This is a genomic window from Achromobacter aloeverae (assembly GCF_004121055.1).
GTDB lineage: Bacteria > Pseudomonadota > Gammaproteobacteria > Burkholderiales > Burkholderiaceae_B > Bordetella_C > Bordetella_C aloeverae.
Window position 1 is genome coordinate 455,269 of sequence record NZ_PYAL01000003.1, and the last position, 16,680, is coordinate 471,948.

The 16,680-nt window shown below is 61.4% G+C and carries 18 protein-coding genes; 5 read left to right on the forward strand and 13 right to left on the reverse strand.

Going from position 1 to position 16,680, the window contains the following annotated elements; all coding sequences use genetic code 11:
- Positions 1–2: 2 nt before the first annotated feature.
- Positions 3–959 carry a LysR substrate-binding domain-containing protein gene (locus C7R54_RS13025; RefSeq protein ID WP_129150850.1) on the reverse strand — a complete coding sequence of 319 codons (957 nt, stop codon included), beginning with the start codon at positions 957–959 and terminating at the stop codon, positions 3–5.
- 248 nt (positions 960–1,207) lie between these two features.
- On the opposite strand from C7R54_RS13025, the gene C7R54_RS13030 reads away from it, so the two are divergent.
- The gene (locus C7R54_RS13030; RefSeq protein WP_129150851.1) at positions 1,208–1,708 is read left to right on the forward strand and encodes a hypothetical protein; all 501 of its coding nucleotides are present in this window, start codon (positions 1,208–1,210) and stop codon (positions 1,706–1,708) included.
- A gap of 55 nt (positions 1,709–1,763) precedes the next feature.
- Here C7R54_RS13030 and C7R54_RS13035 read toward each other — a convergent pair whose 3' ends face one another.
- The 5 genes from C7R54_RS13035 to C7R54_RS13055 all read right to left on the reverse strand — a co-directional run bounded on the left by C7R54_RS13035 (position 1,764) and on the right by C7R54_RS13055 (position 7,338).
- Positions 1,764–2,579: a transporter substrate-binding domain-containing protein gene (locus C7R54_RS13035; protein WP_158021199.1), complete on the reverse strand. Its 816-nt coding sequence runs from the start codon at positions 2,577–2,579 to the stop codon at positions 1,764–1,766.
- 232 nt (positions 2,580–2,811) lie between these two features.
- Positions 2,812–3,798 (reverse strand): Bug family tripartite tricarboxylate transporter substrate binding protein, encoded by a 987-nt coding sequence (locus tag C7R54_RS13040; protein ID WP_240039504.1) that lies wholly within the window; start codon positions 3,796–3,798, stop codon positions 2,812–2,814.
- 25 nt (positions 3,799–3,823) lie between these two features.
- Positions 3,824–4,927 carry an amidohydrolase family protein gene (locus C7R54_RS13045; RefSeq protein ID WP_129150853.1) on the reverse strand — a complete coding sequence of 368 codons (1,104 nt, stop codon included), beginning with the start codon at positions 4,925–4,927 and terminating at the stop codon, positions 3,824–3,826.
- A gap of 151 nt (positions 4,928–5,078) precedes the next feature.
- Positions 5,079–6,164, reverse strand: a complete 1,086-nt coding sequence (locus C7R54_RS13050; RefSeq protein ID WP_129150854.1) for an Ldh family oxidoreductase — start codon at positions 6,162–6,164, stop codon at positions 5,079–5,081.
- A 247-nt stretch (positions 6,165–6,411) separates the two neighbouring features.
- A complete protein-coding gene (locus C7R54_RS13055) occupies positions 6,412–7,338 on the reverse strand; it encodes a LysR family transcriptional regulator (RefSeq protein ID WP_192903648.1) in 927 nt (308 codons plus the stop codon).
- 216 nt (positions 7,339–7,554) lie between these two features.
- Here C7R54_RS13055 and C7R54_RS13060 point away from each other — a divergent pair, with 216 nt between their 5' ends.
- Positions 7,555–7,995 (forward strand): cupin domain-containing protein, encoded by a 441-nt coding sequence (locus tag C7R54_RS13060; protein WP_129150856.1) that lies wholly within the window; start codon positions 7,555–7,557, stop codon positions 7,993–7,995.
- Positions 7,996–8,053: 58 nt separating this feature from the next.
- Here C7R54_RS13060 and C7R54_RS13065 read toward each other — a convergent pair whose 3' ends face one another.
- Positions 8,054–8,380, reverse strand: coding sequence for a hypothetical protein (locus tag C7R54_RS13065; protein ID WP_129150857.1), 327 nt, complete (start codon positions 8,378–8,380; stop codon positions 8,054–8,056).
- A 255-nt stretch (positions 8,381–8,635) separates the two neighbouring features.
- Here C7R54_RS13065 and C7R54_RS13070 point away from each other — a divergent pair, with 255 nt between their 5' ends.
- Both C7R54_RS13070 and C7R54_RS13075 read left to right on the forward strand, forming a co-directional pair.
- Positions 8,636–8,998, forward strand: coding sequence for a hypothetical protein (locus C7R54_RS13070; protein ID WP_129150858.1), 363 nt, complete (start codon positions 8,636–8,638; stop codon positions 8,996–8,998).
- 284 nt (positions 8,999–9,282) lie between these two features.
- Positions 9,283–9,771, forward strand: a complete 489-nt coding sequence (locus C7R54_RS13075) for a CinA family protein (RefSeq protein ID WP_129151065.1) — start codon at positions 9,283–9,285, stop codon at positions 9,769–9,771.
- Positions 9,772–9,809: 38 nt separating this feature from the next.
- On the opposite strand, the gene hmuQ is transcribed toward C7R54_RS13075, so the two are convergent.
- On the reverse strand, positions 9,810–10,124 hold the full coding sequence (hmuQ, locus tag C7R54_RS13080; RefSeq protein WP_129150859.1) for a heme-degrading protein HmuQ: 315 nt from the start codon (positions 10,122–10,124) through the stop codon (positions 9,810–9,812).
- A gap of 199 nt (positions 10,125–10,323) precedes the next feature.
- Between hmuQ and C7R54_RS13085 the strand changes: the two genes are divergently transcribed.
- On the forward strand, positions 10,324–11,343 hold the full coding sequence (locus C7R54_RS13085; RefSeq protein ID WP_129150860.1) for a Bug family tripartite tricarboxylate transporter substrate binding protein: 1,020 nt from the start codon (positions 10,324–10,326) through the stop codon (positions 11,341–11,343).
- A 453-nt stretch (positions 11,344–11,796) separates the two neighbouring features.
- Here C7R54_RS13085 and C7R54_RS13090 read toward each other — a convergent pair whose 3' ends face one another.
- The 5 genes from C7R54_RS13090 to C7R54_RS13110 form a co-directional block, all read right to left on the reverse strand.
- Positions 11,797–12,468 (reverse strand): hypothetical protein, encoded by a 672-nt coding sequence (locus tag C7R54_RS13090; RefSeq protein ID WP_129150861.1) that lies wholly within the window; start codon positions 12,466–12,468, stop codon positions 11,797–11,799.
- A gap of 41 nt (positions 12,469–12,509) precedes the next feature.
- Entirely contained in the window at positions 12,510–13,739 is a 1,230-nt protein-coding gene (locus tag C7R54_RS13095; protein ID WP_129150862.1) for a hypothetical protein, read from the reverse strand.
- Complete coding sequence (locus C7R54_RS13100; protein WP_129150863.1) at positions 13,693–15,621, reverse strand: hypothetical protein; 1,929 nt, start codon at positions 15,619–15,621, stop codon at positions 13,693–13,695. Before C7R54_RS13100 ends, C7R54_RS13095 begins: the two co-directional genes overlap by 47 nt.
- Entirely contained in the window at positions 15,618–16,271 is a 654-nt protein-coding gene (locus C7R54_RS13105) for a hypothetical protein (protein ID WP_129150864.1), read from the reverse strand. Before C7R54_RS13105 ends, C7R54_RS13100 begins: the two co-directional genes overlap by 4 nt.
- Before the next feature lie 132 nt (positions 16,272–16,403).
- The gene (locus tag C7R54_RS13110; protein WP_129150865.1) at positions 16,404–16,637 is read right to left on the reverse strand and encodes an antitoxin VbhA family protein; all 234 of its coding nucleotides are present in this window, start codon (positions 16,635–16,637) and stop codon (positions 16,404–16,406) included.
- Between the last annotated feature and the right edge of the window lie 43 nt (positions 16,638–16,680).

A 16,680-nucleotide genomic window follows, 5' to 3' on the forward strand; every position in this document is an offset into this window, starting at 1 on the left:
CGTCAGGCGTCGGCGTACTGGTCGGGGCGGCATTTCGACGCGTAGCCGGCCACGCCTTCGGTGCAGACCTCGTCCAGCAGCCAGCGGGTGAACTGCATGAGAATGGGGGAATGGCGGCGGTCCGGCCGCACGAGCAGGCTGAAGCGCGGGATGCGGCCGGCAGGCAGTTGCTTCAAGAGGTCCATGCCGAAGGGCGCCACCAGGCGCCCGGCATCGACGCCGCGCACGGCGTCCGCATAGGAAATGAAACCCACGCCCAGGTCGGCGAGCACCGCTTCCATCATCGCGGCGTGGGTATGCAGCATCATGATGGGTTGGGAAGCGCGCTGCGTCACCCCCAGCAGCTTGAGCGTGTCTTCCCACAGCGAATTGGCCACCAGCGGCACGACCACCGAGTGCTTGAGCAGGTCCTCGGGAGTCTGCACCGGCAGGCGCTCCAGCAGGCGGGGCGTGGCCACCAGCACTTTCAGGTCGTCGACCAGGGGCGTCTCCACGAAGTCCGGCGTGGCGCCGTAGCTCCAGTGGATGGCGGCTTCCAGGCCCTTGTGGTTGAACTCGTCCAGCTCCACGCCGATGGCCATGCGCACGTCGATGTCCGGCACGGACGACGTGAAGCGCCCCAGGCGCGGCACCAGGAATTCGGTGGCGAAATAGGGGCTGACGTAAAGATAAAGTCGCTGCTTGGCGGGCGCCGGCTGGATGGCATCCACGCCGTCCGCGAAACGATCCAGGCCATCGCGCACATGCTTGTAGAACTGGGTGGCGGCGGCGGTCGGCGTCAGGCTGCGAGCGGTGCGCTGGAATAGCTGCTGGTCGAGGTGCGATTCCAGCTGCTTGAGCTGCAGGCTGACTGCCTGCGGCGTCAAGCAGAGCTCCCCAGCTGCCTGGCGTATCGAGCCGTGGCGCATCACCGCTTCGAAAATACGCAGGGTGTTCAGGGGAGGCAGTCGGTAACGCATGGTGGCAGGTGAACCTCGCCCGGCGGGCGGTGGTGCTGGGACGGAAATCACGGATTACGGTTTTCGATCATAGTCGGAAAATGTCACGGGTCGCGGCGGAATAATCGCGCCGATTGTCAGTGCGCGGGTGGGAGATTTCTCCTTCCGGGCGGATACGCAAGGAACAGGGCGCCGGGTAAATTGCATGATCCAGGGGCTTGTTGAGGGGACCTATCTTGAATGCGATCGGTGGTTTTCGAGCGGCAGGGATGGCCCTGGATGCAACCGGCGCCGGCGGTCTCGTGGAGACGACGTCCGCCGCGGGTGCGCCGGCGCCCAGGCTGGCGCGTGCCCAGCCCAGTCGCCTGGGGCGCGCCTGCCTCAAGCTCGCGGGTGCTACCGGCTGCCGTGGCCTGGCGTCGGGCCGGCTGGTCTTCAGCGTGGCCGAGGGCAAGGGGCGCTCGCGCGGCGAGGACCGGGACATATCCGACCGCCTGAGGCAGGACGCCCGGGAGGTGCTGTGGGATCTCAGCACCGAGGCCTTCGATTGCGTGCTCAAGGCCTTGGAGATGGGAGCCAGCGGCGCGCGGCCGGCGGACAGGGCCACGCTGCTGGCCGCGCTGGATATCTGGTGCGAATTGAATCCCTTGCCAGCGTATCGCCAGGAAGCCGATCACACCGGCACGCGCGTCAAGCGCCACGCGATGCGGGCGAGGTTGCAGGCGCCGCGAGCGCCCTGGCCGGCGCCGCGACCGGACCGGCTGTCCTGACCCGGTCGGGGCGCCTGCTACTACTATTGCTACTGCTCGCTGTTGCTACGTCTTGTTACTGCGCGGCGACCGTCCCGCGCAAGTTGGCGCGCTCCACCGCCTTCTGCACCGTGCCATTGGCGACGGAAGCCTGGACGAAATCCTTCACGAATTCCTGGCCGGCTTCGCGTCCCTTGGGCACGCCGATCGCGAAATGTTCCATGCCCCAGTGGTCGGGCAGAACGCGCGAACCGGGCAGCTTGTCGCTCAGCTCGTACAGGATGGCGTTATTGGTGGCGAAGGCGTCGATCTTGCGTTGGCGCAGCATCTGCACGGCCTGTGCCAGCGTCGGCACCGGCACCAGCCTGGCCTTGGGATAGAGCGGCTTGAGCTCCTCGCCGGTCGAACTGCCCTTGCTGACACCGATGCGCAGGCCGCGGCGGTTCAGGTCATCCAGCTTCTTCAGCCGCGAATTCTTCACCACCAGCGCGCTCTTCTCCACGTCCAGCACCGTAGGCGAAAAGTCCATGACCTTCGCGCGTTCCTCGGTGGCGTTGGTGAAAGTGAAATCGGCGTCGCCGTTGGCCACGGCCTTCAGCGCTTCGGCGTTGTTCGGGAAGACCTTGGGCTCGAAGGGCACGCCAAGCTTTTGCGCGAAGGCCTGGCCTACGTCATAGCCGACGCCACGCGGATCATCGCCGTCCTTGCCGGCCACATAGGACGTCGGGCTGCCCTGGTACATCGCTACCCGCAGGGAGCCGGTGGGGGCCAGCGCGTGCTGGACGACGGCCAGGTTTTGCTTGGCGGTGTCTTCCGGCGTCGTGTGGGCGCAGCCTTGCAGCAGCGCGGTCAAGGTCAGGGCAATGGCGGCCAGGGCATTTCTTTTAAACATGGTTTCTCCTAACGGCGTAAGCAGCATTCATCGATGGCGCTTCGGGCTGTCCGGCGTGCCTGGAAGGAGGCTTGCAGACCGGTCGGCGCCGGCGCGGGTGACGCGCCGGGCGGGATGATACTGTTGTCTTGAAACAAGTTGCTTATTTCAGCTTGTCCAAGAATAACGGCATGGATACTAGTTGTATCCATGCCGTAGATGGCCCTGGCCGCGATTCCCCTGGTACGCCGGGTCAGTCGACCTTGATGTGGTTGTCGTCGATCAGCTTCTTGTAGACCTGGAGTTGCGACTTCGTGAGATCACCCAGTTCCTTGGGCGAGGAACCGCGCGGCACCGCGCCCTGGGCGGCCAGCTTCTGCCGCACGTCGGGGTTGGCGAGCGCCTTCTTGATGGAGGCGTTCAAGCGGTCGACGATGGCCGCGGGGGTTTTCTTGGGCGCCACCACCACGAACCACGATTCGAAGGTGAAGGGCACCGAGCCGGATGCTGATATGGTCTTCACGCCGGGCAACTGCGCCAGCTCTTTCTCCGAACAGACGCCGACCAGGTCCAGCTTCTTGCCGTCGACCAGGCTCTTGACGGTGGGGATGGCCTCGAAGGCGGCCTGCACCTCACCCGCCGCCACGCCCACCGCTGCTTGCGACGCGCCCTTGTACGGCACGTGCACGACGTCCAGGCCGTTGCGCGCGGCGAACAGGGCCATGGCGATGTGCTGTGGGCTGCCGATCCCGCCGGTGCCATAGTGCAGCTTGCCCGGCGCCGCCTTGGCCGCGGCGATGAAGTCCCCGGCGCTCTTGTAGTTCAGGCTGGGCGTCGTCACCAGCCCCCATTCGAAGGTCGTCGCCAGCGACACGGGCGTGAAGTCGCGCACGGGGTCCCATGGCATGTTGGCTTGCATATTGGGCACCATGGTCAGGATGCTGTCGTTGTAGCCCCCCAGGGTGTAGCCGTCCGGCGCCGCCTTGGAAACGCGATCCGCGCCGATGATGCCCGCGGCGCCCGGCTGGTTCTCGACGACCACCGCCACGCCCAGGTCCTTGGACATTTCCTGCGCCACGAGCCGCGCGGCGTTGTCCACCGCGCTGCCGGCCGCGAGCGGCACGATCATGGTGATGGCATGGTCGGGGTAGGCGGCCTGGGCGCCGGCCGCATAACCGCCGGCCAGCGCGCAGGCGGCGAGCAGGGCGGCGCGCAGCGAGCCCGTCATGGCGTTTTTCATGTTGTGTCTCCTCATGTTGTCTCCCCTAGAGCTTGATATTGAGTAGTTTCCTGGCATTGCCGCTGAGGATCGCGGCGCGATGCTCGTTCGACATGGGCGTCGCCAATACCTGGTCGACGGGATGTTGTTCCCAGGGAATGGGATGGTCGGTGCCGACCACCACCTGGCCGATTCCCACTTGCGAGATCAGGAAGTTCAAGGCCTCGGGCGTGAACACCATGGCGTCGACGTGGATCTGGCGGACGTATTCCGACGGCTTTTTCTTCAGGACGATGGCGGGATCGCAGTTCGACGGCGAGACGTAGCAGGAACGGTCCGATCGCGCGGCATACGATCCCAGGTAGCCGCCGCCGTGCGCGGCGAGTATCTTCAACCGGGGGAACCTGTCGAGCGTGCCTTCGAAGATCAGATGCTCCAGCGCGATCGTGGTGTCCAGCGGATTGCCGATCACGTTGGACAGCCAGCCGTTGCCCTGGAAGCGCTTGGCCAGTTCCGGCGTGCTTTGCGGATGGATGAAGAGCGTGGCGTCCAGTTCCTGGGCCTTGGCCCATACCGGATGAAAACGGGGATCGGAGAACGAGACGCCGCCCACGCTGCCGCCGATGGCGGCGCCGCGCAAGCCCAGGTCCTTGATGGCGTGTTCCAGCTGCTGGACCGCCAGGTCGGGAAACTGCAAGGACAGCGACGCGAAGGCGGCGAAGCGTTCGGGATAGGCGCGGGCCAGCTCGGCGAACCGCTCGTTGTGGATCTTGCAGATCGCATCGGACGTATCCCGGTCCTTGCCATACCAGAAGGGATTGATGGACAGGACTTCCATGTCCACGCCCATCGCGTCCATCGCCGCCAGGCGGTTGGCGACGGCCGTCTTGTCGTCGGCGGGGATGAAGTGCTCCTGCACGCCGCGCACCGGCGGCAGTACCTTCTTGGCGTCATCGCCCATCAGGGCGATCGCGTCGTGGAAGTAGCAGTGCGCGTGGGTGTCGATGACCTTTACCCGCTTGCCGTTCATTACCAAAGCGGGCGGCTTCCCAGCCGGCTTGGCGGCGCGGGCGGCATCCAGCATGCCGCACCCGCAAAACATGATTCCGGCGCCCGTGGCGCCTGCCAGGAATCCTCTGCGCGTCACCATCGCTGTCTCCTTTTCTTGTTCAATCCGTCGCCGGTCTGTGCGCCGGCGTTTCGGGGGGCGTTTCGGGGGGCGTTTCCTTCGGTGCTTCGGTACAGCGACCAGCGGGACGCGACGTCGCGCCGGCCATCGATGGACGGGCGCGCCGCCGGCGTTACAGCAGCGCGTGGACGCCGACGTCAAGCGCCAGCGCGTCCAGCGCCGCGATCAACTCGGGATGCAGGGGCACGCCGTTGGCGACACGGTCCTCGTACGTAATGGCGGATTGCTCTCCAGGCAGGCGTATTTCCTCTACGCCGGGCAACAGCTCCGAGGATTTCATCTGCGTCCAGATATCGTCGATGCAGGCTTCGAACTGCGCCATCGGCATGAAGGCGGTGACGTCGATGGCGGCCACGGCCTGGCCCGTATTGGTCACGCTCTTGTAGTCCTTGTTGAAATCGACCACGTCGCGGCCGAAGGCGGCGCCGTTCAGCGCGCCGGCCAGGATGCCGAACATCAGGGCCAGGCCGTAGCCCTTGGGACCGCCGATGGGCAGCAGAAAACCCTCGTCCGAGCGCTTGGGGTCCAGCAGGGGCTTGCCATCGCGGCCGACCATCCAGCCCTCGGGCATGGCCTGGCCGCGCTGGGCCAGTGCCTTGACCTTGCCATAGGCGGCGGTGGTGGTGGCCATGTCCAGCACGATGGGGGGCCGGTTGGCCGCCGGCACGGCGATGGCGATGGGATTGGTCGACAACAGCATGTCGATGCCGCCCCAGGGGGGCATGTGGTTGGCGCTGCCGACCGCCATGTAGATGCCGATCATGCCGTGTTCCAGCGGCATGCGGGCGTACAGGCCGGCCGGGCCCGCGTGATTGCTGTGACGGGTGCCGACCCACCCTATGCCCGCGCGGCGCGCCTTGCCGATGGCGAGATCGGCGGCCCGCTTCATGACCAGGTGGCCCATGGCGTTGTCGCCGTCGAGCAGGGCGGTCGCCGCGCGTTCCTCGACGAGGCGCATGTCGGGATGCAGGTTGATGCCGCCGGCGCGTATGCGCTTCACATACGCCGGCAGCCGGAACACCCCATGGGCGTCGGCCCCGCGGGCATCGGCCTGCGCCATGATGCCGCCGACGGTCGCGGCATCCTCGCCGGGCATGCCGACGGCGGTCAGGACACGTGAAATGAAGCGCTGGAGATCGGCGATGGGTACGGAAGGCTTGCTGTCGGCGTGCGGGCGTGCGGTGTTCGGCGTGGTCATCTTTGTAGCGTTTTCTTTGTAGCGTGTTCGTGGCGGCGGGGCGCGCGCCCTTGCGCCGCGCGGCATTCCGCCTCACGGCGGCGGGCGCGATCGCATCCCGGGCGGGACCGTCCGGGCGTGCGGTGGGGGGGCGAGCAGATGCGCGGACAGTATAGGAATGGCGGGCGCGGAGAACTAATACCGTTTCCAGGCGGAGCCATATCATTTTGATCTGGCTACTTGATGGCCGCGCTGATGGCCGCGCGGTCTATCGCTTGACGGGTTTCTTGCCGAAATTGAAGACGCGGAGGCGGTTGAGCCGGGCCAGTTCGGCCAGCACGATCTCTCGCAGCGCCGCCACGGCAGTGCTGGGGACTGCCTCGATGCGGGTCGCCATCATCAGTTGGCGGTTCAGCTGGACGCCGGACACTTCGGTCAGCGTGATGCCGGCGTCGCTGCGCGCCTCCTTGAAAACGGACACCGGCATCAGCGTGCACCAGTCGCCGTCATGCACCAGTTCCCGGATGGCGTCGACGGAGTCGATTTCGGAATGGATGTTCAGGTGCACGCCCATCGGTCGCAATTGGCGTTCGACCACGGTGCGGTGCAGCGTGGTCATCAGCAGCGGGATGCGCGACAGCGCCGCCAGGGAAATGATGGGATCCATTTTCATGGACCTGGGCGTCGCCAGTGCGAAGGGTTCGCCCACCAGCGGATGCAGGGCAAGGGGTCGGTCGGCGCTGGCGCCCATGCTGGTAATGATGGCCATGTCCACCATGCCTTTTTCCAGCATGTCCAGCAGCTCGGGCGTGAAGGCCTCGCGCACGGTCAGCCGCATCTGGTCCATCGTGCGGTGGCAGCGTTCGAACAGGCCGGGAACCAGCACGCGCGACAGGGTGGGCGAAACGCCCAGCACCACGCGGCTTTCGCCGGCTTCCGACGGGCCGGCCAGTTGGCGTTTCACGCGCTGGGCCTCGTCCAGCATCCTCTGGGCGGCTTCATAGAGCGTCACGCCGGCCTGCGTCAGGCGCACTCCGCGGGCGGTGCGTTGCAGCAGGGGCACGCCCATCTCTTCCTCCAGGGCGTGCATCTGCCGGCTGAGCGCGGGCTGCGCGATCGCGATGGCCTCGGCGGCCGCCGTCAGGCTGCCGGCGTCGGCGATCGCCACGAAGTATTTCAAGGTACGGAGATTCACGGCCGGTCGCCCTTCACGCCCTTCACGCTCTTTAGGTCCATCGCAGAATGATATACCTGCTTGCCTATTTGGCATTGGACGCCGGGACGTGGGTGTATCTAGACTTTCGTGCTTTGTCTTTGTATTTTTTGCCCTTCACGTCTTGCGGCCGGTGCCGGTGCGCGAATATGCCTTTTCCAGGCCGCATATGGTGAAGATCGTCCAGGAGCGTAGCGCATGACCACCACCGAGCAGACCGAGGCCCCGGAACAGGCTGGCCTCAAACCCCTGATCTTTCATCCGGACGAGATGAAGGCCTACGAGCGCGGCGGCGGCGCCCGCACCATTCCCCTAGCCACGGCGGCCAAGGGCGCGACGGCCTTTATCAACGGCATCACTGAATTCGGGCCCGGCGCGAAGATTCCCTTCCATTTTCATAACTGTGAAGAGAGCGTGATGTTGCTGGAAGGCGATGCCATGTTCGACATCGACGGACAGGAATTCCGCCTCAAGCCCATGGATACGACATGGATTCCGGCGGGCATTCCTCATCGCTTCCGCAACCTGTCGGAGACCGAGGGGATGAAGATACTGTGGATATACGGCAGGCTCAACGCCAGCCGCACGCTGGTGGAGACGGGGGAAACCCGGGAGATTTCGGCGGAGCACAAGGGGTAGGGCGGAGCACGAGGGGTAGTTATTCCCCAGCTCCACGTTCCTGCTTACCGCCGCTGGCTTACTTGTTGCCGCGGTTCGGATACGGCGCGCCGCCGCCTTGGGTCGGCGTAACGTTGGTATTGCCCGGGTCGGACGGCTTGCGCGGCATGCCGTTCTCGTTCTTCAAGTCGCTGTTCGACGTATCCCGATTCACCGGTTGAGTAATGGTGGGCGCGCCCGAGTTAGGAGCCGGAGCGGGCGTACCCTCTGGCACCTTGGTATTGTTGGGCGGGGTGGCCGTCGAGTCGTTCGGCGTGGTCGACGGCGTGGTGGGCTGAGCCATGGCGGCACCCGAAGCGCAGGCGGTGGCCAGGAGCAAAACGGCATAGAGACGGCTCGATTTCATGGTGACTCTCCTAGTGGGTTGACCTGAAAGAAATGGTTGGTCCGTCTGGGTCCGAACGCATGGCCGCATGGACATTTCCGGAGGGCCGGACGAACCGGGGCAGCAAGTACTTGATGAGCGATTCATCAGGTACAGGCCCTACAGCAAAGTGCGTACCCGCCATTTCCGTGCCTCGGTTGCCATCGCAATCGGGCATGGAGGTTGCTATGCGTTCGCACCGTGATCCGCCACGGCATAGGAAAAGGAGAAAAAGCCATGAAAATCACCGTGTCCACGCTCGCCGGCGCGCTGCTCGGCCTGTCGACGCTCTCGTTTGCCGTGCACGCGCAAACCGTGTTGACGCCGAAGGAAATCGACGCGCAATACCAGTCCGACCAGAAGCGCTGCGACGCGCTCAAGGGCAACGACAGGGACGTGTGCCAGAAGGAAGCCAAGGCGCGGCGGGACAACGCCAAGGTCGACGCCAAGCAGGCCAAGGAGCAAGCCGAGTCGCGCCACGATGCGACCAAGGAAAAACGCGCTAACGACTACGCCGTCGCGAAAGAAAAATGCGACGCGATGTCGGGCAATGCCAAGGATGCCTGTATCGCCGACGCCAAGACGCGCTACGGCAAGTAGTTTCCATGGGTTGCGGCGTACTTTCCCTTACCCGGCTCCCATACGGAAGGCTGAGCAGTTAAAAAGCTACGCGGGCAAGGCCTGGGTCCAATTCCGCAGTGGACTCAGGCCTTGAGCCGAGACCGTATCTGGACTGGCGCTGGGTGCATCCCCGGCTGGTCCTAGCAAATCCGCATCCGACCTTGTGCGTGGGGTGGGCACTGGAACGTCGCTTTGCCGTAGCGACGATTCTTCTGCAATGGGTTTACAGTATGTCCACCTCCAACGGACAGAACGGGACCCTGATGAAACAGCTGCAATCGCACGCGCAGGCTATTGCCGGCAAACTCAAGCAGCGTGGACATACGCTGGGTACGGTCGAAAGTTCGGCGGGCGGTCTGATCGCGGCCAGCCTGCTGTCCGTGCCGGGCGCTTCGGCTTACTTCATTGGTGGCGCCGTCGTCTATACGGCCCAGTCGCGGAATGCGCTGCTCGATCTGCCCTTGGTGTTGCCCGACGGTATGCGATCGGCGACAGAAGACTACGCCGCCTTATTGGCCGATGCGCTGCAAAGAAAACTGAAAACGACCTGGGTGCTGGCCGAAACCGGCGCCAGCGGACCGAGCGGGAATCGTTATGGCGATGCCGCCGGGCACGCCTGCCTGGCGGTGCGAGGGCCGCATGGCGCAACGATCACCGTTGAAACCGATGACGCGGATCGCGGACGCAATATGCAGGCGTTCGCCGCCGCGGCTTTGGATCTGCTGGATCAAATGCTTGATCGTGAAGCTTAGGCGGCATCGGTCGTCGGGAATTGGCTTTCCGGCCTTCCTTATTTGACGGTCTGTATGACCTCGAAGCCCTCGAACTCGGGGTGCCCGAGGTACAGCGACCGCGTGCCGCCGCCGGCGTTGCGGTGCGCGGCCCGAAAGGCTTCGGACCGTGTCCAGCCTTCGAACGACGCATGGTCGGCCCAGATCGTATGACTCGAATAAAGCACGTGACCGTCTTTCTTCGGCCCGCGCAGCAAATGGAACTCGACAAACCCGGGAACGTCCTTCAAATGGGTGTCCCGACTGGTCCACAACCGTTCGAACTCGGCTTCGGATCCGAGGGCAACCTTGAAGCGGTTCATGGCGATGTACATGGTGAAAGTCCTTGGTTGATCGTATAGGGCGTGGTTGAGCGCACTGCACGCTCGCGCACTTCAGGAGAACGCTTGTTCGCGTCGTTCTTGCTTGTGGCTCACATTCTCTCAAGAGTTGGAGTGCACCGGGTCAACCACATCTCGCCATGGCGGAGAGCCGCGTATATGATCCGAGGACAAAAACGAGGAGACAGGCGCCATGAACCATGCCACCCAGCATTCGAGCGTAACCCCATCCGCTGTTTCCCGCGCCCGCCGCCGGTTATTGGCCGCGGGCCTCGGCGTTGCCGGGGCGGCCGCCCTGTCCTGCCCGGCTCTGGCCTCCTACCCGGACAAGACGGTTCGCATCATCGTCCCATACGCGCCCGGCGGCGGTGGTGATGTCTTCGCACGCCTTCTGGCCGAACGGCTCACCATACGACTGGGCCAGAGCTTTATCGTCGAGAATCGCCCAGGCGCCACCGGCACCATAGGATCGCGCTACGTCGCCAACGAGACGCCCGACGGCAGTGTGCTGCTGCTGGGTCAGACCGGCGAAATCGCGGTCATGCAATACCTGTCGAAGCAGCTGTCCTACGACCCGGACGCCCTGCTGCCGGTCGCCCTTGCGGGCGACTTTCCGCTGGTGCTCGTAGCGCACCCATCCGCCCCGTTCAACACCGTCCAGGAAATGGTGGCCGAAAGCAAGAAGCGGCCCCAGGGGTTCAGCTATGCGTCAGCGGGCACTGGTTCGCCGGGCCATCTCGCCGCGGCCGCGTTGGCGCTGAAGACAGGTGCCAAGCTAACCCATGTCCCGTACAAGGGCGGCGGCGCTGCCCTATCGGACTTGATGGGCAATCACGTCGACATGTTCTTCTCGCCAATCTCCGGCGTACTCGCACACGTCAAGAGCCATACACTCAAGCCCATCGCTGCCGCTTCCCTGGAACGCGCGCCGGCGCTACCCGACGTCCCCACCGTGGCGGAGTCAGGCTTGCCCGGGTATTCCTTCAGCGTATGGGGCGGCATATTCGCGCCGCCGCGCACGCCTCAGGCCGTCGTTACCGAGTTGAACAAGCAGATCAACGAGATCCTGGCTGAGAAGGAATCGAAGGAAAAGCTGGAAGCGGTGGGGGCGATCATAAAGCCGAACAGCCAGGCCGACTTCCGCAAGTTCATCGAGAACGAACGGCATAAGTATGCGGAGATCGTGGCGCGGACGGGAGCGACGGTCGACTGACGGGGACTTTCGTCGCGTGGCTGGAAAATCCCCGGTGCGGGCTTGGGGCTGCTGCATCTTCCAAGTTGCTAAGTACGAGGAAGATTTAGAGATGGTGCCCGGGGCCGGAATCGAACCGGCACGCCTTGCGGCGGGGGATTTTGAGTTGCGGGTTTACTGTGTTTCTACAGCGAAATGCAGCGAAGTTGAACGACGTTTTAATAAGGTAAAAGTAACTTTAAATCAGTAGCTTAGGCAATTTTAACGGAATTGATAAAAGCTGGTTGGTGTACCGGTACTGTACCGAAATAGAATTGCTGTCCGTAAAGCGGCGAAGGTTGAAATTCGATGGCCGCCGTTGTATCAGAGCCGTGCTTGGACTAGACAACATGATTGTTCACCGAGCGGTGATTTTGCCGGGTAGCCCATATCGGTAAGCGGCTGACCGATCAAAGCTACGGCCACATTCGACGTCTACCGTGATAGAGATGAAGGAGGCAATCTATTTCCCGGAACGCGCATGAAAATTACAGACCTTTCATCGGTTAGCGAATGCTTGCGCTTGAGGACGCCGAAACAGTCTGAGACGTGGGGGACGCCGGGCTCTCGGATCGATAGGTCCAATGTGGCGAGCACCCCTAGACGCACATCTGTTGAACTGTAAGAAGCGGCTTGCTTGGAATGCGGGCGCACGCTAAAGCACGACCAAGTGCGCGAGGTCGTTCTTTTCACTTCGATGATGAAGCGGAAGCCGTTCAGGGGCAGATATATATCCGTCCGTCCGCTTGCCACATTGGAGACTTCGAGAAGGACGGACGGCATTGCACTCAATAGATAGTTATAGAGGTCGAATTGAAGTTCCGATTCATGAGGAAGTTGCTTTCTGTCATTGACCCGTGACAGGTACGCCATGTGGCCGTGAAAAGCATTGGCGTCTGCTCGCGATGTCAAAAACTTGCAAAGGCGGACTATTAGCAAGTCAAACCAGCCCTTTACCTCGCCTCTATAGTCCGGATTCCCCACCAATTTCTTCCGGACCTTCTCCACCATACCTTGCTCAATGATGGACAGTGGTACACGTGTCACAGCACAGCCATCGGCGAACTTGATGACGGCTTCCCTGTCCGCTGCGTTTAGACTGGCCATTAAGTTCTCGAGAAGGTCGGATGGCCACTGAGCCGCCTTCTCTAGCGTTTTCCCGGCGGTGCTCCAAGTTGTACAAGGTTTGCCTCGAGCTGGGTTCGCCCTTGCGGCGAGACGTTGGCAGTGCTGCTTTGTAGCCAGGTTTGCATCATTCCTATCAGTCGCCCCTGCTGCGCGATCTTGCTGATGCCTTGAGGAGGTCGGTACTCCACCCCTCCCTTAACTCGGATGGGAATCGAGCGGACTTTCTCAAAAAGCTGGATTGCGCCGGCAAGTAGAGAAAAGAAGGCTTGAGGCTCTGATGTGTTCAACGGTGCAAGCAGGGGGATCCATTCCAGTTCAGCTTCAGGCGGTGGGTGCAACCAACCAGCCCCGGCTCTGGGGGGGTTGTATTGCACTACCCATTGTGCGTCTTCTCTGAGAGTGGAGATATTTGTGGCCCCGGCTCCATCGGAAGTAAGGGCGCCCGCGAGGGCTCCTGCGATAACACCATACATCCTGGCTCTCGGCGCGTCTTCCGCGAGTCGTGCGCTCTCATTGAACCAAGTTGCAGATTTGGCTAGATATGCCTTCATCGAGACGATATCTTCGCTTCGAAAGGCGTTGGCCATCTCAATGAATCCCAACTCTTGCCTGGCCTCGACAGCACAGGCCTGGCTTTTGGAGAGAGTAACAAGTGATTCAGCTGCATCGGTCCAGTTCAAATGCTCATGGAGCACGGACGTGATGCGGCAGAGCTTAGCCTTCACCCACTCATCGTCGACATCGATTAAACGAAGTACTCCGGCAATTGCGAATGGGCCGTACTTTGTCGATTGAAGTGCAAGGCGGACGACTCCTGCTACGGCTTCAATTCGGATGAACAGCGGGGAGTCGTCGTCTCCGGCTCGTGCGTCTAGCGCTTTGACAAACGGCGCCAAATCTTCCATGCCACTGTCCGCAATAGCGTCTATGGCGTGAATAAGAGGGTCACGTAGCTGATTGCGCTTTAGCCCAGCGCAAATGGTACGAATGGCCGAGACAGGATCGTCTAAGTCCGGCCATTGCGCTATTAATAACTCTACAAAATCACCGAAGAGCGGAGAGGTGACAAGGACTTCCCCCTCGCCCATGAGTTCCGCTTCCGGAAAATCTTGAGCCGACGGATGAGCACCTTCGGCTAAGATCGCCAGAAGGCGCTCCTGTAGTGGTGATTGTGCTGTCCACATAATGCCTATAGCGCTGTGCTTACCACAGTGTATCGGCACCAGTTGCCAAAAGGCAACGGTCCTCATCGAAGTGCTGCAAGGCACGGGCTGCGCCACGGAATGCCACGAAAAGTTGAAGGTCCACGGTAGCAGCAAGCTCCGACAGCGCGGTAAGCATTTCCTCCACGTTGGCATCCGCCATTTCCTCTTTGGCTGGAGAATCAACGACTAGAAGGCCTGGATGCCTGCCCGCACCAAACTGTTGAGATGCCTGAAGTAGGGCGATGACGGTTGCGATACGCACACGCAAGCGTTCACCCGGAGAGAGTCCACCAAAACTGGATTGGCTACCGCCCTTGTGCAACTCCACGCTTGCGTTGCGCTTTAAAACCACTCGTTCGACGTCTCGCATGCCAAGGCGTACCACTAGCTGGCGGATAAGGTCACCGCTACGGGCAAGAATTTCCGTGGCTGCAAGCTCAACTTCGGCCTTTGCGACTTCTGTGGCCTGCGTCAGGATTGCTAAATCCCCCTCTTCGCCGCTGTCGGCGTCCACTAGTTTCCTGATAGCTTCCAGCGTTCCCTCCAGACGGGCTGCCTCTAATCGGAGCTTTTGCTCTTCCTGTGCGGTGCCACTGGCTGACAGTTCGGCAAGCTCGTCCGCGGTAGCTTCAAGCAGTGTCCGACTCTTCTCAAATTCTTCCGTAAGTTCGTCGGCTTTCAGTCTGGCGGTTTTGAGTTCTCGCTCAAGTTTTGCAATGGCCTTTTGGGCGGCCGCTTTCAGCGCTTCATGATCGACTTCTGCTCCGTCTTCCACCTTGGTAAGGCATACAGCGCACTCGCCTGTGGTTAGCTCATTTTTCTGACGGCTCGATGAAAAGGCCCGGGTGCACCTAGGGCAGCAGGTGGGAGAAAGTCGACTCAGAAAGTGGGACGCAGCAGCTTCTTCTTCGAGCTCCAAAAGTTCGCGCTTCTTGGCAAGCAATTCCGCCGCACCGGCGGCGACTTCGGCGTTGACAGCAGTAGTGGTTGCTTTGAGCGTTGTTACCCGAGTCTCCAGCGCCGAGAAACGCTCGCGAACTGTCTGAAGTTCTCCCAGCGCGGCTTCGCGGGCCACTCCGCTAGAAATTAGATTCTCGATTTCTGAAATCCTCGCTTCCATCTGGGCTATCGATTGATTGCCAAATTGGGATAGCTTCCGTTTTCGAGCTGACACTAGAGCTTCGGTGACGCGCTTGGCTGCCCGTGCCTGAAACAAGGTCGTGGCCCAAGGTATTCCGAGAAAAACTTGTAGCAGCCGTTGTGCGAGGTCTGTCCCAGTCGCGTCTCCTATGAGAGCATTGCTATCGCTATCGAAAAGAAGGGCTCCCGTGTAGGAAGTCCAGCCATCAGCGTACATTACCGTGGTTTCTCGAGAGGCGACCTCGCGTGAGGTAGCGATAGGCTCCAAATCCAAGGCGTCCAGCATGACGCTGTTCATATGGGCCTTGAAGGACTCAGGCGTGGTAAAGGGGAGCGAGTGAATCTTGCTACCATCTCTGTTGATCAAGTCAATGTTGCCATCAGGCTTGCCGTCGGCTACATCAAACTTCACGCGAATGTGACGATCACCCGCCTGAAACTCTGCGTGTACATGCTGAGTCCAATCGCGAACAGTGGTCGTTAATGACTTAGGCTCGCCGCGCAATGCCCAAAGCATCACTTGGAGAGCACTAGACTTTCCTGCCAAGTTGGCGTCGGTGGCAATGACGTTGACCCCCTTCGATTGGGGTGTCCAATCGAAGGAGAATGGGTGGGCTTCGCCGTGGATCAACTTCACGCCGGAGAACGCTAACTTCTTGAGGCGCAAAGACCGTGAAATAGGAGGTGTAGGCGAATCAACAATATTGTGGCGTGCAAGAACTGCAAGCACGTCATCCAGCTCGCGCCCGACACGCATCGCTATTTTTTCTGCATATGTGTCGCTCACCCCAGGCTCCCTTCTTTGAGTTCGTTCAACCGTTGCAATACTCGCTGATTGATGGGCCCGATGACTTTGCCCCAACGAGCCTCTTGATATTCAGCTTGGGCGTACTGACGTTTCTTCAGTTCTTCACCGCTGGCGCTGCCTGCGACCCTTGCGACCAGGGCTGCTCTGTCACGGTACCAAGCCAGATGCGAAGAGAGCGATGCAAGGTCTTGCCCCACCGTCCTGCCAGACTCGAGGAGAAAGAAATCGGTGCGTCCAATGGTCCCGTCGGGCTTTATGGTGCGCTTGATAGCGGCGAGCCCTAATGAGACAAGTAGCGACATCGAGTCGTCAATCTGTTCCCAGGCGCCAAACAGGAAACGCATCATATGCATGCGCCGTACATCAGGCTCGTCACCTTGCATAACTTTGAAGGCCTCGTCCAGATAACCGTCTTCTGGCCACTTCTCGTGCATAGCGACGAGCTCTGCCGCTAGGTAATCGGGGCAACGAACCCAAAAATCCAGGGCCTGAAGGCGCTTCTCAGCTTTCAGAACAGAAACTGCATTTTCTGGAGCGCCAGCTCCAGGCCTGGTGCCGGCTTTGTCTAGGATGAAGAGAATTCGGACCGCGTCGCGTTTGCGGGCGGTATGCTCAAGTGCACGTTCCAAGCTGCCCCCTAGAAGTAATGACCCTTTCCTTAGCTATTAACAGCCGCAAATGGGTCAAGGAGATTGCCTTGCGTATTACAAAAACCGGCGACAGCCTATCCTGCACTAGTCCCCAAATCCTAAATTTCTTCGTCATGACGAAGACTTTGGGATCGTTAACGCGTCAGCGCGCGGCTGCACAAACTCTTGCAGGCTGATCTGACCATCGATGAAACGCTGGGCGTGGGCCTCATCTGCTTCACTGAGCGAGAAACCTTCTAGACTGACGGAGGCCCGCGCGTAGTTAACAGCCGATTGGCGTCGACCGCGTTCGGCATCTGATATGGTTTTGTGGGGCTGTAACCCGCATTTATCTTCGCCAGCCATGGTGTCCCCTTGCTGTAGGTAACTCGATTTTACAAGAGGTACG

What these genes read in the sequence shown, in the direction of transcription:
- C7R54_RS13035 (WP_158021199.1), bottom strand. Translation starts at nt 2,579, where the DNA reads ATGTTTAAAAGAAATGCCCTGGCCGCCATTGCCCTGACCTTGACCGCG.
- C7R54_RS13030 (WP_129150851.1), top strand. Translation starts at nt 1,208, where the DNA reads ATGGCCCTGGATGCAACCGGCGCCGGCGGTCTCGTGGAGACGACGTCC.
- C7R54_RS13095 (WP_129150862.1), bottom strand. Translation starts at nt 13,739, where the DNA reads ATGAGGACCGTTGCCTTTTGGCAACTGGTGCCGATACACTGTGGTAAG.
- C7R54_RS13070 (WP_129150858.1), top strand. Translation starts at nt 8,636, where the DNA reads ATGAAAATCACCGTGTCCACGCTCGCCGGCGCGCTGCTCGGCCTGTCG.
- C7R54_RS13065 (WP_129150857.1), bottom strand. Translation starts at nt 8,380, where the DNA reads ATGAAATCGAGCCGTCTCTATGCCGTTTTGCTCCTGGCCACCGCCTGC.
- C7R54_RS13025 (WP_129150850.1), bottom strand. Translation starts at nt 959, where the DNA reads ATGCGTTACCGACTGCCTCCCCTGAACACCCTGCGTATTTTCGAAGCG.
- C7R54_RS13110 (WP_129150865.1), bottom strand. Translation starts at nt 16,637, where the DNA reads ATGGCTGGCGAAGATAAATGCGGGTTACAGCCCCACAAAACCATATCA.
- C7R54_RS13045 (WP_129150853.1), bottom strand. Translation starts at nt 4,927, where the DNA reads ATGGTGACGCGCAGAGGATTCCTGGCAGGCGCCACGGGCGCCGGAATC.
- C7R54_RS13090 (WP_129150861.1), bottom strand. Translation starts at nt 12,468, where the DNA reads ATGGCCAGTCTAAACGCAGCGGACAGGGAAGCCGTCATCAAGTTCGCC.
- C7R54_RS13060 (WP_129150856.1), top strand. Translation starts at nt 7,555, where the DNA reads ATGACCACCACCGAGCAGACCGAGGCCCCGGAACAGGCTGGCCTCAAA.
- C7R54_RS13075 (WP_129151065.1), top strand. Translation starts at nt 9,283, where the DNA reads ATGAAACAGCTGCAATCGCACGCGCAGGCTATTGCCGGCAAACTCAAG.
- C7R54_RS13050 (WP_129150854.1), bottom strand. Translation starts at nt 6,164, where the DNA reads ATGACCACGCCGAACACCGCACGCCCGCACGCCGACAGCAAGCCTTCC.
- C7R54_RS13085 (WP_129150860.1), top strand. Translation starts at nt 10,324, where the DNA reads ATGAACCATGCCACCCAGCATTCGAGCGTAACCCCATCCGCTGTTTCC.
- C7R54_RS13040 (WP_240039504.1), bottom strand. Translation starts at nt 3,798, where the DNA reads ATGAAAAACGCCATGACGGGCTCGCTGCGCGCCGCCCTGCTCGCCGCC.
- hmuQ (WP_129150859.1), bottom strand. Translation starts at nt 10,124, where the DNA reads ATGTACATCGCCATGAACCGCTTCAAGGTTGCCCTCGGATCCGAAGCC.